Origin of the sequence: Chenggangzhangella methanolivorans (assembly GCF_042648545.1) — a bacterium.
Classification (GTDB): domain Bacteria; phylum Pseudomonadota; class Alphaproteobacteria; order Rhizobiales; family Methylopilaceae; genus Methylopila; species Methylopila methanolivorans.
The window spans coordinates 818363-831709 of record NZ_JBHRXS010000003.1; the positions used below are offsets into that span (position 1 = coordinate 818363).

Genomic DNA, 13347 nt, shown 5'->3' on the forward strand with positions numbered 1-13347 from the left:
CTCCGCTCGCGCTTCGGCCGGGACGACGGCCCGGCGTCTCAAATCTTCCGGAGCCGCACTTCCTCGATGCGGTGGCTGCGGCCCTTGCGCAGGATGAGATCGGCGCGCGGGCGCGTCGGGCGGATGTTTTCGCGCAGGTTCGGCAGGTTGATGTCGTTCCACAGCGTCTCGGCGGTGGCGAGCGCCTCCTCCTCCGACACCTCGGCGTATTTGCGGAAATAGGACTGCGGGTCGCGGAACGCGGTGTTGCGAAGCCGCATGAAGCGCTCGACGTACCAGCGGTGCAGCAGCGGCTCGTCGGCGTCGAGATAGATGCCGAAGTCGATGAAGTCCGAGACATGCGGCATGACGCGCCCGTTCTTCGGCCGCTCGCCGATCTGGAGCACGTTGAGGCCTTCGAGGATCACGATGTCGGCCTGCTCGATGGTCTCGCGCTCGTTCGGCAGCACGTCATAGACGAGGTGGCTGTAGACCGGCGCGGTGACATGGGCCTTGCCGGCCTTGATGTCGGAGACGAAGCGCAGCAGCGCCTGCACGTCGTAGCTCTCGGGAAACCCCTTGCGCTGCATCAGCCCTTCGCGCTTCAGGATCGCGTTCGGCAGCAGGAAGCCGTCGGTGGTGACGAGCTGCACCTTCGGCATGTCGGGCCAGCGGGCGAGCAGCGCGCGCAGCACGCGGGCGGTGGTCGACTTGCCGACCGCGACCGAGCCCGCCACCGCGACGACGTAAGGCACGCGCGTCTCCGAATGGCCGAGGAAGCGCTGGGTCGCGCGGAACAGCTGCTGGCGGGCCGCGACGTAGAAGGCCAGGAGACGCGCGATCGGCAGGTAGATCTGCTCGACCTCGGAAATGTCGATCGGGTCGTTGAGCGAGGCGAGACGCGCGAGGTCGGCGTCGTCAAGCGTCATCGGCGTGTCGGCGCGCAGCGCCGCCCACTCCTTGCGCGAAAAGGTGGTGTAGGGCGAGAGGCTCGGAAGCTTCGGCCGGTCGTCCATCACTTCGCCTTTCGGGAGGCCTTTTCGGCGAGGCCCGACTGCTCGGTGCGCTTCTCGAGCACCGACATGACGTCCGACAGCGGCACCCCGCGCGACCTCAGCGCGACGAGCAGATGGTAGAGCACGTCCGCGGCCTCGGCCGCGAGCTCGACCTTGGTGCCGCCCGCGCAGGCGAGCGCCGCCTCGACGCCCTCCTCGCCCAGTTTCTTGGCGCAGCGCGTCGGGCCGCCCTCGATGAGGGAGCGGGTGTAGGATTCGTCGGCCTGCGCGGACGATCGCGCGGCCACGATGGCGTCCAGCGTGTCGAGCGTGAAGGTCATGGCGGCGGGAAAATCATCGCGTTGCCTCGATACCGTTCGCCGCATCCATTGCACGGCGGCGCCGACGCGCCAAGCGTCGCGCGACATGTGGCGCACTCGTCTTAATGACGAGAGAATGACGCGAAAGAGCCCGGATCAGGCGCCCGGATCGAGCCGCACCGCGACGCCTGCGGCGGCCATGCGGGCCTTGGCCTCGCCGATGGTGAACTCGCCGAAATGGAAGATCGAGGCCGCCAGCACCGCGCTCGCGCCGCCGATGATCACGCCTTCGACCATGTGCTCGGGCGCGCCGACGCCGCCCGAGGCGACGACCGGCACCGGCACCGCGTCGACGACCGCGCGGGTGAGCGCGAGGTCGTAGCCGTCCTTGGCGCCGTCGCGGTCCATCGAGGTCAGCAGGATCTCGCCCGCCCCGAGGCTCGCGACTTCCGCCGCATACTCGACGGCGTCGATCCCGGTGGGCCGGCGCCCGCCATGGGTGAACACCTCCCAGCGGTCGGCTTCGCCTGGCCCCGACACCTTCTTGGCGTCGACCGCGACCACGATGGCCTGCGCCCCGAATTTCTCCGCCGCGCGCGCCACCACCGAGCGGTCGTTCACCGCCGCCGACATGATCGAGACCTTGTCGGCGCCGGCGAGCATCAGCGCGCGCACGTCCTCGACCGAGCGCACGCCGCCGCCGACGGTGACCGGCATGAAGCAGTTTTCCGCCGTGCGGGCCACGACGTCCAGGAGGATCGCCCGCTCCTCGTGGCTTGCGGTGATGTCGAGGAAGCAGAGCTCGTCGGCGCCGGCCGCGTCATAGGCGATGGCTGCCTCGACCGGATCGCCCGCGTCGCGCAGATTCACGAACTGCACGCCCTTCACGACGCGGCCGTCCTTGACGTCGAGGCAGGGGATGACGCGGGTCTTCAGCATCAGGCCTCCTTCCTTCCCGCCACCGCGATCGCCTCGCGCGGATCGAGCCGCCCGTCATAGAGCGCGCGGCCCGTGATGGCGCCCGCGATCGCGGCGTTTTCGGGTGACACGAGCCGCTTCACGTCCTCGATGTCGGCGAGGCCGCCGGAGGCGATCACCGGGATCGAGACAGCCTCGGCGAGCTCCCGGGTCGATTCGAGATTGAGGCCCGACAGCAGGCCGTCGCGCGAGATGTCGGTGTAGATGATGGCGCAGACCCCGGCGTCCTCGAAGCGGCGGGCGAGGTCGAGAGCGGTCATGTCGGAGACCTCGGCCCAGCCCTGGACCGCCACGAGCCCGTCCTTGGCGTCGATGCCGACGGCGACCTTGCCGGGATGTTCCTTGGCCGCCGCCTTCACGAAGTCCGGGTCGCGCACGGCCGCCGTGCCGAGGATGACGCGCGAGAGGCCGCGGGAGAGCCACGCCTCGACCTGACCCATCGAGCGGATGCCGCCGCCGAGCTGGACGGGCACGTCGACGCGCTTGAGCACGCCTTCCACCGCTTCTGCGTTGCGGCTCTCGCCCGCGAAGGCGCCGTCGAGATCGACCACGTGGATCCACTCGAAGCCGGCCTCGGCGAAGCTCGCGGCCTGCGCGGCTGGATCGGCGCCGTAGACGGTGGCGCTGTCCATCAGGCCCTGGCGAAGGCGCACGACCTCGCCGCCCTTCAGGTCGATCGCGGGATAGAGGATCACGGGCGCCACCGCACGAAATTGGCGAGAAGCTCCAGCCCCAGGCGCTGGCTCTTCTCGGGATGGAACTGGACGCCCGCGACGTTGCCGCGCGCCACGAGCGCCGTGACCTCGCCGCCATAGTCGGCCGAGGCCACGACGTCGGACTGGTCGTCGGCGCTCAGGTGAAAGGCGTGCAGGAAATAGGCGTGGAGGCCGTGCGGCCCAAGGTCGAGGCCGGCGGTCAGCACGTGCGGGCGGTGGGCGCGCAGCGTGTTCCAGCCCATATGGGGAACCTTCAGCCCCGCTTCGCCGGGCTGGATGCGCACGACCCGTCCCGGGATCCAGTCGAGCCCCGGGGTCGGTTCGTATTCCTCGCCCTGCGTGGCGAGAAGCTGCATGCCGATGCAGATGCCCAGAAACGCCGCGCCGCGGCGCTTCACCGCCTCGTCGAGCGCCTCGCCGAGGCCCGAGGCCGCGCCGAGCGCCGCCCGGCAGTCGGGAAAGGCGCCGTCGCCCGGCAGCACGACATGATCGGCGCCCGCGACGACCTGCGGATCGGACGTCACGACGACGCCCTGCCCGCCGGCCTTCACCAGTGCCTTCTCGACCGAGCGGAGATTGCCCGCCCCGTAGTCGACGACCGCGATCGTCACCTCTGGGCGCCCGGCGAGGGGAAGAGCCCGAGCACGCCGGCGGGCGCGGGACGGAAGGGCGCGGCGGAGACCGCGGCGCGCGGCGCCTCGAGCGCCTCCCGGGCGTCCTCGATCCAGTCGACGAAGAACAGCGCTTCGGCCTCCTCGCGCGACCGCGCCAGGGCGGAGCCTGCGAGCGCGTAGCCGCGCCGCTCGAGCGCGCGAGCGCGGATCCAGGCGGCCTCGAAGCCGACCGCGACGCTCGGCAGAGCGATGAGCGCCGTGGCGGCCCCGTCCTTCAGGTCGAGCAGCGCGATCAGCAGCGCCGCCCCGAGCACGGCCGCGACCCAGACGCCGAGCGCATGCCAGCAGCGCCGCCAGGCGAGCCAGAACGGCGCGAACAGGAAGGCGGCCTTGGAGAAGCCCTCCCGGACGGTGACGAAGCCTTCCGCGTCCTCGAGCGTCGCGCGGGCGCCGCCCGGGGGCTCGTAGATCAGCCAGTTGCGCATGAGTTCTTCAGTCCTGTCAGTCGCCGATGCGCTCTTTGGTCGAGGGCAGGCGGTCGCCGGCCCGCGGGTCGAGCGCGAACGCCGCCTTCAGGCAGCGCGCCAGCCCCTTGAAGCAGCTTTCGGCGATGTGGTGCGAATTGGCCCCGTAGAGCGTCTCGACATGCAGCGTCACGGCGGCGTGGGTCGAAAACCCCTGGAAGAACTCGCGCACCAGCTCGGTGTCGAACTCGCCGACCTTCGGCGTCGGGAACGCCGTGCGCCAGACGAGGAACGGCCGGCCCGAGACGTCGATCGCGACGCGGGTGAGGGTCTCGTCCATCGGCATGTAGGCGTCGGCGTAGCGGGTCAGGCCCTTCATGTCGCCGAGCGCCTTGCGGCAGGCCTGGCCGAGCGCGATGCCGACGTCTTCGGTGACGTGGTGGAAGTCGACATGGGTGTCGCCCTTGGCCGTGACGGCCAGGTCGATCATCGCGTGGCGCGAGAGCAGTTCGAGCATGTGGTCGAGGAAGCCGACGCCGGTCGAGATCTTCGACGCGCCGGTCCCGTCGAGGTCCACGGACAGCATGATGTCGGTCTCGGCGGTCTTACGGACCACTTCGGCTTTTCGCATGAACCGTCTCCGCGGCCGACGTCCGTCGTGCGCATGTCATGGAATTTGCGGGTCACTAGCACGCAGACCGCGAGAAGGCCAACGCGTCGCCCTGTCCCCGCCGCATGGCTCATGCGCGGCCGGACGGGGAGCCGGCGCCGCCCGAACCCGGCTCTGGAACAAGGTCGCGTCCTGCGGACTTGTTACGCATCAACGCCGCACCAGGAATACGGACATGGCCAAGACCCCTGCCGCTCAAGGCGCCAAGAAAACCCCCTCGCGCGCCAAGGCCCGCCGCAAGGCGGCGCTCGCGACGCCCACGAGCCTGCCGACCAACGCCGTCACCGACATCGCGGGCGCGATGAACGCGCTGCTCGCCGACACCTTCGCGCTTTACCTTAAGACGAAGAATTTTCACTGGCACATGAGCGGACCGCACTTCCGCGACTATCACCTGCTGCTCGACGAGCAGGCCGACCAGATCCTCGCCACCACCGACGACATGGCCGAGCGCGTCCGCAAGATCGGCGGCACGACGCTGCGCTCGATCGGGCACATCGCGCGGCTCCAGCGTGTCGCCGACAACGACGCGGACTTCGTGACGCCGCACTCGATGCTGGCGGAGCTCCGGCAGGACACGCTCGACTACGTCGTGCGGCTGCGCGAGGTCCACGACCTCTGCGACGACCATGACGACGTCGCGACCGAGAGCCTGATCGAGAACTGGATCGACGAGGCCGAACGGCGCGCCTGGTTCCTGTTCGAGGCCTCGCGCGGGACCTGAACGCCGGCGGGTTTAGACGGACCCGCCGCCGTCATGCCCGCGCCTTCGCGCGGGTATCCACGACTTGGAGCCGACGCGCTCGACAAGCGAAGTCGTGGATACCCGGCTTCGCCGGGCATGACGGCGCGCTCGTCAGAGATCTCGCGCATGGCCGGCCCGCCAGTTGCGAACGGGTCGCGAATGCTTACCTGAGGCTCCGGAATTTCGACCCGGAGCCTCCATGTCCGACATCATTCTCCACGGCACCACGATCCTGCTGGTCAAGAAGGGCGGCCTCGTCGTCATCGGCGGCGACGGCCAGGTGAGCCTCGGCCAGACCGTGATGAAGGCGACCGCCAAGAAGGTGCGGCGCATCGCCAAGGGCGAGGTGATCGCGGGCTTCGCCGGCGCCACCGCCGACGCCTTCACGCTGTTCGAGCGGCTCGAGGCCAAGCTCGAGCAGCATCCCGGCCAGCTGCTGCGCGCCGCCGTCGAGCTCGCCAAGGACTGGCGCACCGACCGTTACCTGCGGCGCCTCGAAGCCATGATGCTGGTGGCCGACAAAAAGTCCGCGCTCGTCATCACCGGCACCGGCGACGTGCTGGAGCCCGAGGACGGGGTGGCGGCGATCGGCTCGGGCGGCAACTACGCGCTCTCGGCCGCCCGCGCGCTCGTCGACATGGACCTCGACGCCGAGGCGATCGTGCGCAAGTCGATGAAGATCGCGGCCGACATCTGCGTCTACACGAATGAGAACCTCACCGTCGAAAGCATGGAGACGGAGGGGTGATCCGAAATGTCTTGCGTGCTTCGAGACGCTTGGCTGTCGCCAAGCTCCTCAGCATGAGGACCGTTGCGTAGCTGAGTCCTTCCTCATGGCTCGAGGAGCGGCCGCAAGGCCGCGTCTCGAAGCACGCACTCCGTTTCCGCATCAGCCGGCGCTTCGGGCCGGCGCATTGGGCCGCTGGGCGGCGCCGCCGACACGAGAAAACAATGACCGACCTCTCCCCCCGCGAAATCGTCTCCGAGCTCGACCGGCACATCGTCGGACAGCGCGACGCCAAGCGCGCGGTCGCCATCGCGCTCCGGAACCGCTGGAGGCGCCTGCAGCTCACCGGCCACCTGCGCGAGGAGGTTCTGCCGAAGAACATCCTGATGATCGGGCCGACGGGCGTCGGCAAGACCGAGATCTCGCGCCGCCTCGCCAAGCTCGCCAACGCGCCGTTCCTGAAAGTGGAGGCGACCAAGTTCACCGAGGTCGGCTATGTGGGCCGCGACGTCGAGCAGATCGTCCGCGACCTGCTCGAAGCCGCGATTGGCCTCGTGCGGACCGCCAAGCGCAAGGACGTGCAGGCCAAAGCCCATATGGCGGCCGAGGAGCGCGTGCTGACGGCGCTCGTCGGCGCCACCGCCAGCCCCGCCACCCGCGAGAGCTTCCGCAAGAAGCTGCGCGACGGCGACATGGACGAGAAGGAGATCGAGATCGAGGTCGCGGCCTCCGGCCCGCCCATGATGGAGATCCCGGGCATGCCCGGCCAGGTCGGGATGATCTCGCTCGGCGACATGTTCAAGGGGATGGGCGGGCAGAAGAAGACCCGGCGCGTCACCGTGAAGGACAGCTACGAAGGCCTCATCGCCGAGGAGAGCGACAAGCTGCTCGACCAGGAGAGCCTCGTCACGGAAGCGATTAAGACGGTCGAGAACGCCGGCATAGTGTTCCTCGACGAGATCGACAAGATCTGCGCCCGCGAGGGCCGGGCGGGCGACGTCTCCCGAGAGGGCGTGCAGCGCGATCTGCTGCCGTTGATCGAGGGCACCACCGTCGCGACCAAGCACGGGCCGGTGAAGACCGACCACATCCTGTTCATCGCGTCCGGCGCATTCCATGTGGCCAAGCCCTCCGACTTGCTGCCGGAGCTTCAGGGCCGGTTGCCCATTCGCGTCGAGCTCAGCGCGCTCACCCGCGAGGACTTCGTGCGCATCCTCACCGACACTGAGGCCAGCCTCGTCAAGCAGTACGTGGCGCTGATGGCGACGGAAGGCGTGACGCTCGAGATCACCGAGGACGGCGTCGCGGCGCTCGCCGACGTCGCGGTCGAGGTGAACTCCACCGTCGAGAACATCGGCGCGCGTCGCCTGCAGACCGTGATGGAGCGCGTGCTCGACGAGATCAGTTTTTCCGCGACCGACCGCAACGGCGAGACCGTCGTCGTGAACGGCGACTACGTGCGCAAGTTCGTCGGCGATCTCGCCAAGAACGCGGATCTGAGCCGCTTCATTCTGTGACGGGCGCTCCTCCCTCCTCTGTCCCAAGGGGGAGGGAGGCAGGGTGCTCGCCGCGCTTTCCGGCGATCCGACGGCCCGTCCCGATGACGCAGGCGTCAACGGCCCGCGCCGCCTTTCTCCTTGCGCGCAGAACCCTCACGGGCGAGACCACCTTGCCGTGACCAGCCCGTGACGGCGGCGATCAACCGAGAGGCGCGAATGGCGAGGGACCCGTTCAGCAGCCCGGACGCGCTCGAGCGGCATTTTCGCGAGCGCGGCTTCATCGACCAGTATGGCGGCGCGCCGTCGGCCACCCGCGATCACTACAGCCGGGTGCTGGTCCCGGGCGGCGAGCCGAATTTTCTGCTGAGCGCCCACGTCATGTCGGGCAGGAACAGCGGCGACCTCCAGGTCGGCCATCAGGCGATCTTCCACGAGAGCCAGGGCGCCGAGGTCATGGTCGAGCTCATCCATGTGGTCAACGAGCTGTTCGCGGCGGCGGGTCGGGGCGATCCCACCGGCTTCCTCGCCGAGGCGCTTCAGGGCGGCGAGGACCGCGAGCAGGATTTCGGCGACGTGCGGCTTCTGGTGTGCTTCCCCGAGCGCGAGCCCGACCAGGACTTCGAGAACATCTATGTTCAGGCCTCCCGCCAGCTGCGGGCGGGCGAGTGGGACGCCTGGATCGGCGAGAACCCTCTGCGCGCGGCCGTGACGGCCGACGAGGACAGCGCCGCCGCGGCGCAGGCGGCCTGCCGCGCCATTCTCGAGGCCCGCGGACATCCGCTCGCCGGCGGCGATCTCAAAGTCTCGATGTCGAGCGCCATGGGCGAGGACCGCCTCGACGTGCTCCGCAGCCGCGACGGCGCGAGCCTGTGGCTCACGACGACGCCCTCGGGGGCCCGCCGCCTCTCGATCGTCCATGGCGACGGCCGCCGCGAGGATTTTTAGGACGCCGGACCGTCGTCCCGGCGCAAGCGCAGCCGTAAGGTCGGGATCGTTCTCCGGAAATACGGAAAAGCCACCGTCGTCATCCCCCGGCTTGTCCGGGGGATCCACGCACGACCACTGGACGCTACGGCTTGCAAACGGTGGATGCCCCGGACAAGCCGGGGCATGACGAGGTTCTGAACCTCATCCCGATCACGATCCCGGACCGGCCTCGCCGCCCGGACGACGCCTCTCCCGGCCCCTGCAAAAAAATCTTCGATCCGTTTTGAACCTCCGCCCCGGCTCCCGCGACTGACAGTCATCGGGGCCGCGATCGGCGCGGCTCCTCCGGAAGATCCAAGGGGACCGCCATGACCGTCATCGCCTCCAAGGCCCGCAAGGCCGCCGCCGCCCTCCTCGCCGCAGCCGTCATGGCCTCGGCCGTCGCGCCCGCCGCGCAAGCCAGGTCCGTCCGCAACGCGGCCTTCATCGCGGGCGGCGTCGCCGGCGGCCTCCTGCTCGGCGCGCTCGCCGCCGGCTCCGCCGACGCCTATGAGCGCGGCGTCTCCTACGAGCGCGACTGCTGGCTCGAGAAGCGCAAGCGCTACGACGCCTACGGCGATGCCTATTTCGTCAAGGTTCGGGTCTGCGACTGACCCTGGTCCCCGCCAACGTCGCGACCCGCCGGGGGCGGGGGCCTCCTCCCGGGCCCCCGCTCCCGCCTTTTTTCACAGCCGTCCGGACTTGCGGATCCGCACATAGAGCGCGCCGGTCCCGCCATGGGTCGGGCCGGCGGTCTCGAACCCCACCACCACGCCGCGCGCCGCTGGCGAGGACAGCCACATCGGGACCGCCCGCCGCAGCACGCCGCGCTCGGCGTAGGCGTCCGCGCCCGGCGCGCCCTTGCCGGTGATCACCAGCACCAGCTTGTGGCCGCGCGCCTGCGCGCCCTGGAGAAAGGTGACCAGACGGCGCTGCGCCTCCTCCTGCCTCAGCCCGTGAAGGTCGATCCGCGCGTCGATCTCGACGACGCCGCGCACCAGCCGCCTGCGGAACCGCGCCTCGAGCGGCGCAAGCGGGGTGAGGGTGGGCGCGGGCGCGGTCTTCGCCGAGAGCGCCGCGGGGGACGTCTCGGCCGCGGGCGCGGGCGCAGGTTCGCTCGAGGCGGAGACCGCCGGCGCGGCCGGAAGCGCGAGACGGCGGCCCGGAAGCGGCGCGACCGTCTCCGCGACCTTGGCCCACAGCGCGAGCTCGGCTTCGCTCGGCGTCCGGCGACGGCGGGTCACCGCCCGCCGTCCTCGCGCGGCAGCAGCACGGTGAAGCCGGTCTGCTGCTTCATGCCGCCCGCGACCGCGCCAGCGTCGTCGCCCGTCCCGACGAAATAGTCGCCGCGCGCGGCCCCGAGGATCGCCGAGCCGGTGTCCTGCGCCACCGCCAGAAGCCGGATCTGGCCGCCGTCCGGGAACCGGCCGTCGAGCCAGAACGGCAGGCCGTAAGACCAGATCCCGCGGTCGACCGCGATCGAGCGGCCGGGCTCGAGCGGCACGTTCTGCGCGCCGAGCGGGCCGTCGGCGTGCGTCAGCTTCTCGTCCTTGCGGAAGAAAATGTAGGACTGGTTCTCGCGCATCAGCGCGGCGCCCTCGCGCGGGTTCTGCGCGAGCCAGGCGCGGATCGCCGCCATGCTGGTCGAGCCCTTCGCGAGCAGGCCGCGGTCGAGCATCAGCCGGCCGATCCCGGTGAACTTGCGCCCGTTGCGCCCGTCGAAGGCGAGCCGCATCGCGCTGCCGTCGGAAAAGCGCACGCGGGTCGAGCCCTGGATGTGCACGAAGAAGGCGTCGACCGGCTCGGCCCAGACGAGCTCGAGCCCGCGGCCCGCGAGCGCGCCGTCCTCGATGGCCTTGCGGTCGTAATAGGGCTCGAAGCCGGCCCCGACCTTGCGCGCCCCGCCCATGCCGGCGGCAACCCCCGGCAGGCTCTCGCCGTCCGGGATCGTCACGAGATCGCGCGGGCGGGCCATCAGCGGCGTGTCGAAGCGGTCCGTGCGGACGCGCGAGCCCTCGATCTCCGGCTCGTAATAGCCCGTCAGCATGCCGGTCCCGACGCGGAACGGCCGGAACGCGCGCTCGAAGAAGGCCTTGGCCTGCGCGCCGTCGGGCCGGCCGAGCCCGACCGCTTCGGCGCAGACGCGCGTCAGCGCCTCGCCCGGGGGCTGGGCGGCCCTCGAGGGCGGCCGGTTCTCGAGAATGGCGCGGCAGGAGGCGGCGAAGGGCGTGAAGGCGGCGGCGTGGTCGTCCGCCGCCCAGCCGGCGAGCTCGGAGAAGGCGACGGGCTCGAGATTGTCCGGCGCGGCCATGGCTCCGCCTGCGCAGCCGATCGCCGTCGACAGGACCACGATCGCGGCCCCCCGACCGCCCATCGTCACGCCCTCGTCAGATCGCTTCGGTCGAGACGAGCCGCCAGTTCGGGTCGCGCGAGGGCACTTCGCGGGCGAAGGTCCAGACGTCGACGAGATCGGCGATCTCGGTCGGGCTGCCGTCGATGACCTGGCCGGACCGGTCGCGGGTCGCGCTGATGAGCTTCGAGACGAAGCGCACCGTGACCTGCGCGGTGCGGCCGACGACTTCGGCGCCGGTGATCTCGGACTTCTCGATCGAGACGAAGTTCGACTCGACCGTCTCGCCGCGGCCCTCCCGCTCGCCGATGGCGGTCGAGAAGCTGTCGAACACCTCCTTGGCGAGCAGCGGCTTCAGCGTCTTGCGGTCGCCGGCGGCGAAGGCGGTCACGATCATTTCATAAGCGGCCTTGGCGCCGCCGACGAATTCGCGCGCATCGAAGCCGCCGTCGGCCCGGGCGATCTCGTCGAGCCCGCTCGCGAGCGGCGAGCCCGCCTCCGCGACGCCCGCCCAGCGGTCGCCCGCCGGCTCGGCGGGCTCGGCGGGCTGGCCGACCGGCTCGGCCGGGCGCTGCGGCAGCGGGGTGACGTTGTCCTTGGGCTGCTCGGGCTGCGGGCGGCCCACATAGGTGTCCTGGCGCGGACGCTCGTTTCCGGTGCGCGTGCCGAGCACGGAGCGCAACCGCAGGAAGATGAACACCGCCAGCACGATGATGATGATCGTGTAGATATCGAAGCCGTCGTTCATCTCGTCTCGCAGTCGTCGTGGCGGTCGGCGCTTCCCGAAACGTGAAGCGCGGCCGTCGAGCCCAAGCCTTATATGTGAGCAGATCGGCCCGCGATTCCAGTCGCGTTCCGGTCGCGCTCCGCAGGCGCTTGAACTCCACGGGGTCGAGGGCCCACATAAGCTATCGTCGCGCGCTGCGCATCAAGGGACGGTTTCACGGACACGTCATGCCCCGACTTCTCGGTCTCATCCTTCTGCTGCCGGTGATGGAGCTCATCGCCTTCGCGCTGGTCGCCTCCGCGATCGGGCTCGGCAAGGCGGTGCTGCTGCAGGTCGCGATCTCTTTGATCGGCGTCGCGATGCTGGGTTCGCTCGTCACCGAGGCCAAAGCCAAGGCCCGCCAGAACGGCGGCCTGATGTCGTTCGCGCTCGACGCGAACCACGGCCTGCGCGGCCTCGCCGGCCTGCTGTTCGCAGTGCCGGGCTTCATCACCGACGCGATCGGCGTGATGGCGCTGATCCCGGAAGTGCGCCGGCGCCTGCGCGGCTTCCTCGGCGGCGCCGACAAGGCGACGGCCGAGCCGGTGCGCGCCAGCCGCCAGGCGTCGCCCGATATGCTGGACCTCGACGCCCAGGAGTGGCGCGAGATCCGGCCCGCGGCCGATCCCCGCAAGGCCTGATCCTTCGAACGACGGGCAGGCCTGCGGCTTGCCCGCTCCGCGGACGGCGTGTTACCTCGCGCCGCCCGTCGCGGATCGGTTTTCTCCCCGCGGCACGTGACGAAAACCCCCGAGGGGACGACCGATGGCCAGCAACAACGGCGCGCCCGGCGCCGAAAACAACGCGCCCGCGATCAACGTGCTGGCGCAATACGCCAAGGATCTCTCCTTCGAGAACCCGAACGCGCCGCGCTCGCTCGCGCCGCGCCAGACCTCGCCGCAGATCGAGATCAACGTGAACGTCAACGCCCGCAAGGTCGGCGACACGGATTTCGAGGTCGAGCTCGCGATTCAGGGCCAGGCCAAGGACGGCGAGACGCTGATCTTCCGCGTCGACCTCTCCTATGGCGGCGTGTTCCGCATCGTGAACATCCCGGAGGACCAGCTCCATCCGGTGGTGATGATCGAGTGCCCGCGCCTGCTGTTCCCGTTCGCGCGCCAGATCGTGGCCGACTCGGTCCGCAACGGCGGCTTCCCGCCGCTGATGATCGACCCGGTGGACTTCGCAGCCCTCTACCGCGCCCGCGCCGAAGAGGCCGCGGCCGCCCAGGGCAACGCGTAAGCTTTCCTGATCGGACGGACCTGCGTGCTTCGAGACGGCCGGCGAAAGCCGGCCTCCTCGAGCCATGAGGACCGTTTGGTTTCCTCGACGATCCTCATGGCTCGAGGAGCGCCGAAGGCGCGTCTCGAAGCACGCACTGGCCTGTCAGCCCGGCTGGACCACGTTCGCGCTAAGAGGCGGTCGTCCAGAGCGACGCGTAAGATTCCCTGATCGAACGGACCTGCGTGCTTCGAGACGCCGGCCAAATGGCCGGCTCCTCAGCATGAGGACCGTTTTTGGTCTCCTCAACCAACCTCATGCTGAGGAGGCCGGCTTT

The 13347-nt window shown here is 70.1% G+C and carries 17 protein-coding genes; 7 read left to right on the forward strand and 10 right to left on the reverse strand.

Annotation, left to right across the window (positions count from 1 at the left end; all coding sequences use genetic code 11):
- Window positions 1-38: 38 nt before the first annotated feature.
- The 7 genes from coaA to hisB form a co-directional block, all read right to left on the reverse strand.
- Window positions 39-995 (reverse strand): type I pantothenate kinase, encoded by a 957-nt coding sequence (coaA, locus tag ACFOWB_RS04215; protein WP_261401192.1) that lies wholly within the window; start codon window positions 993-995, stop codon window positions 39-41.
- Window positions 995-1315, reverse strand: a complete 321-nt coding sequence (locus ACFOWB_RS04220) for a phosphoribosyl-ATP diphosphatase (protein WP_261401191.1) — start codon at window positions 1313-1315, stop codon at window positions 995-997. Before ACFOWB_RS04220 ends, coaA begins: the two co-directional genes overlap by 1 nt.
- 135 nt (window positions 1316-1450) lie before the next feature.
- Window positions 1451-2233, reverse strand: a complete 783-nt coding sequence (gene hisF / locus ACFOWB_RS04225) for an imidazole glycerol phosphate synthase subunit HisF (protein ID WP_261401190.1) — start codon at window positions 2231-2233, stop codon at window positions 1451-1453.
- On the reverse strand, window positions 2233-2967 hold the full coding sequence (gene hisA, locus ACFOWB_RS04230) for a 1-(5-phosphoribosyl)-5-[(5-phosphoribosylamino)methylideneamino]imidazole-4-carboxamide isomerase (protein WP_378145845.1): 735 nt from the start codon (window positions 2965-2967) through the stop codon (window positions 2233-2235). Before hisA ends, hisF begins: the two co-directional genes overlap by 1 nt.
- On the reverse strand, window positions 2964-3599 hold the full coding sequence (hisH, locus tag ACFOWB_RS04235; RefSeq protein ID WP_261401189.1) for an imidazole glycerol phosphate synthase subunit HisH: 636 nt from the start codon (window positions 3597-3599) through the stop codon (window positions 2964-2966). Before hisH ends, hisA begins: the two co-directional genes overlap by 4 nt.
- Window positions 3596-4087: a DUF2628 domain-containing protein gene (locus tag ACFOWB_RS04240; protein ID WP_378145848.1), complete on the reverse strand. Its 492-nt coding sequence runs from the start codon at window positions 4085-4087 to the stop codon at window positions 3596-3598. The genes hisH and ACFOWB_RS04240 overlap by 4 nt, the downstream gene beginning before the upstream one ends.
- 16 nt (window positions 4088-4103) lie before the next feature.
- Window positions 4104-4697 (reverse strand): imidazoleglycerol-phosphate dehydratase HisB, encoded by a 594-nt coding sequence (gene hisB, locus ACFOWB_RS04245; protein ID WP_261401188.1) that lies wholly within the window; start codon window positions 4695-4697, stop codon window positions 4104-4106.
- Between the two features lie 214 nt (window positions 4698-4911).
- On the opposite strand from hisB, the gene ACFOWB_RS04250 reads away from it, so the two are divergent.
- The 5 genes from ACFOWB_RS04250 to ACFOWB_RS04270 all read left to right on the forward strand — a co-directional run bounded on the left by ACFOWB_RS04250 (window position 4912) and on the right by ACFOWB_RS04270 (window position 9287).
- Window positions 4912-5460 carry a Dps family protein gene (locus ACFOWB_RS04250; RefSeq protein ID WP_261401187.1) on the forward strand — a complete coding sequence of 183 codons (549 nt, stop codon included), beginning with the start codon at window positions 4912-4914 and terminating at the stop codon, window positions 5458-5460.
- 220 nt (window positions 5461-5680) lie between these two features.
- Window positions 5681-6229 (forward strand): ATP-dependent protease subunit HslV, encoded by a 549-nt coding sequence (hslV, locus tag ACFOWB_RS04255; RefSeq protein ID WP_261401186.1) that lies wholly within the window; start codon window positions 5681-5683, stop codon window positions 6227-6229.
- Between the two features lie 203 nt (window positions 6230-6432).
- Window positions 6433-7725 carry an ATP-dependent protease ATPase subunit HslU gene (hslU, locus tag ACFOWB_RS04260; protein WP_378145851.1) on the forward strand — a complete coding sequence of 431 codons (1293 nt, stop codon included), beginning with the start codon at window positions 6433-6435 and terminating at the stop codon, window positions 7723-7725.
- 198 nt (window positions 7726-7923) lie between these two features.
- Complete coding sequence (locus ACFOWB_RS04265) at window positions 7924-8652, forward strand: hypothetical protein (protein ID WP_378145853.1); 729 nt, start codon at window positions 7924-7926, stop codon at window positions 8650-8652.
- Window positions 8653-9002: 350 nt separating this feature from the next.
- A complete protein-coding gene (locus ACFOWB_RS04270; RefSeq protein ID WP_261401183.1) occupies window positions 9003-9287 on the forward strand; it encodes a hypothetical protein in 285 nt (94 codons plus the stop codon).
- 72 nt (window positions 9288-9359) lie between these two features.
- Here ACFOWB_RS04270 and ACFOWB_RS04275 read toward each other — a convergent pair whose 3' ends face one another.
- From ACFOWB_RS04275 to ACFOWB_RS04285, 3 genes are read right to left on the reverse strand one after another with little or no spacing between them, the layout of a single operon-like run.
- Window positions 9360-9917 carry a Smr/MutS family protein gene (locus ACFOWB_RS04275; RefSeq protein WP_261401182.1) on the reverse strand — a complete coding sequence of 186 codons (558 nt, stop codon included), beginning with the start codon at window positions 9915-9917 and terminating at the stop codon, window positions 9360-9362.
- Window positions 9914-11047, reverse strand: coding sequence for a murein transglycosylase A (gene mltA, locus ACFOWB_RS04280; RefSeq protein ID WP_378145856.1), 1134 nt, complete (start codon window positions 11045-11047; stop codon window positions 9914-9916). The genes ACFOWB_RS04275 and mltA overlap by 4 nt, the downstream gene beginning before the upstream one ends.
- Before the next feature lie 13 nt (window positions 11048-11060).
- Window positions 11061-11771: a Tim44/TimA family putative adaptor protein gene (locus tag ACFOWB_RS04285; protein WP_261401180.1), complete on the reverse strand. Its 711-nt coding sequence runs from the start codon at window positions 11769-11771 to the stop codon at window positions 11061-11063.
- Window positions 11772-11977: 206 nt separating this feature from the next.
- On the opposite strand from ACFOWB_RS04285, the gene ACFOWB_RS04290 reads away from it, so the two are divergent.
- A complete protein-coding gene (locus ACFOWB_RS04290) occupies window positions 11978-12430 on the forward strand; it encodes an FxsA family protein (RefSeq protein WP_261401179.1) in 453 nt (150 codons plus the stop codon).
- A gap of 124 nt (window positions 12431-12554) precedes the next feature.
- Window positions 12555-13031, forward strand: a complete 477-nt coding sequence (gene secB / locus ACFOWB_RS04295; protein ID WP_261401178.1) for a protein-export chaperone SecB — start codon at window positions 12555-12557, stop codon at window positions 13029-13031.
- Window positions 13032-13347: the final 316 nt, after the last annotated feature.

Coding starts and splice junctions, on each gene's coding strand:
- coaA (WP_261401192.1), bottom strand. CDS start 995: ATGGACGACCGGCCGAAGCTTCCGAGCCTCTCGCCCTACACCACCTTT.
- ACFOWB_RS04220 (WP_261401191.1), bottom strand. CDS start 1,315: ATGACCTTCACGCTCGACACGCTGGACGCCATCGTGGCCGCGCGATCG.
- hisF (WP_261401190.1), bottom strand. CDS start 2,233: ATGCTGAAGACCCGCGTCATCCCCTGCCTCGACGTCAAGGACGGCCGC.
- ACFOWB_RS04240 (WP_378145848.1), bottom strand. CDS start 4,087: ATGCGCAACTGGCTGATCTACGAGCCCCCGGGCGGCGCCCGCGCGACG.
- hisB (WP_261401188.1), bottom strand. CDS start 4,697: ATGCGAAAAGCCGAAGTGGTCCGTAAGACCGCCGAGACCGACATCATG.
- ACFOWB_RS04250 (WP_261401187.1), top strand. CDS start 4,912: ATGGCCAAGACCCCTGCCGCTCAAGGCGCCAAGAAAACCCCCTCGCGC.
- hslV (WP_261401186.1), top strand. CDS start 5,681: ATGTCCGACATCATTCTCCACGGCACCACGATCCTGCTGGTCAAGAAG.
- hslU (WP_378145851.1), top strand. CDS start 6,433: ATGACCGACCTCTCCCCCCGCGAAATCGTCTCCGAGCTCGACCGGCAC.
- ACFOWB_RS04265 (WP_378145853.1), top strand. CDS start 7,924: ATGGCGAGGGACCCGTTCAGCAGCCCGGACGCGCTCGAGCGGCATTTT.
- ACFOWB_RS04270 (WP_261401183.1), top strand. CDS start 9,003: ATGACCGTCATCGCCTCCAAGGCCCGCAAGGCCGCCGCCGCCCTCCTC.
- mltA (WP_378145856.1), bottom strand. CDS start 11,047: ATGGGCGGTCGGGGGGCCGCGATCGTGGTCCTGTCGACGGCGATCGGC.
- ACFOWB_RS04285 (WP_261401180.1), bottom strand. CDS start 11,771: ATGAACGACGGCTTCGATATCTACACGATCATCATCATCGTGCTGGCG.
- ACFOWB_RS04290 (WP_261401179.1), top strand. CDS start 11,978: ATGCCCCGACTTCTCGGTCTCATCCTTCTGCTGCCGGTGATGGAGCTC.
- secB (WP_261401178.1), top strand. CDS start 12,555: ATGGCCAGCAACAACGGCGCGCCCGGCGCCGAAAACAACGCGCCCGCG.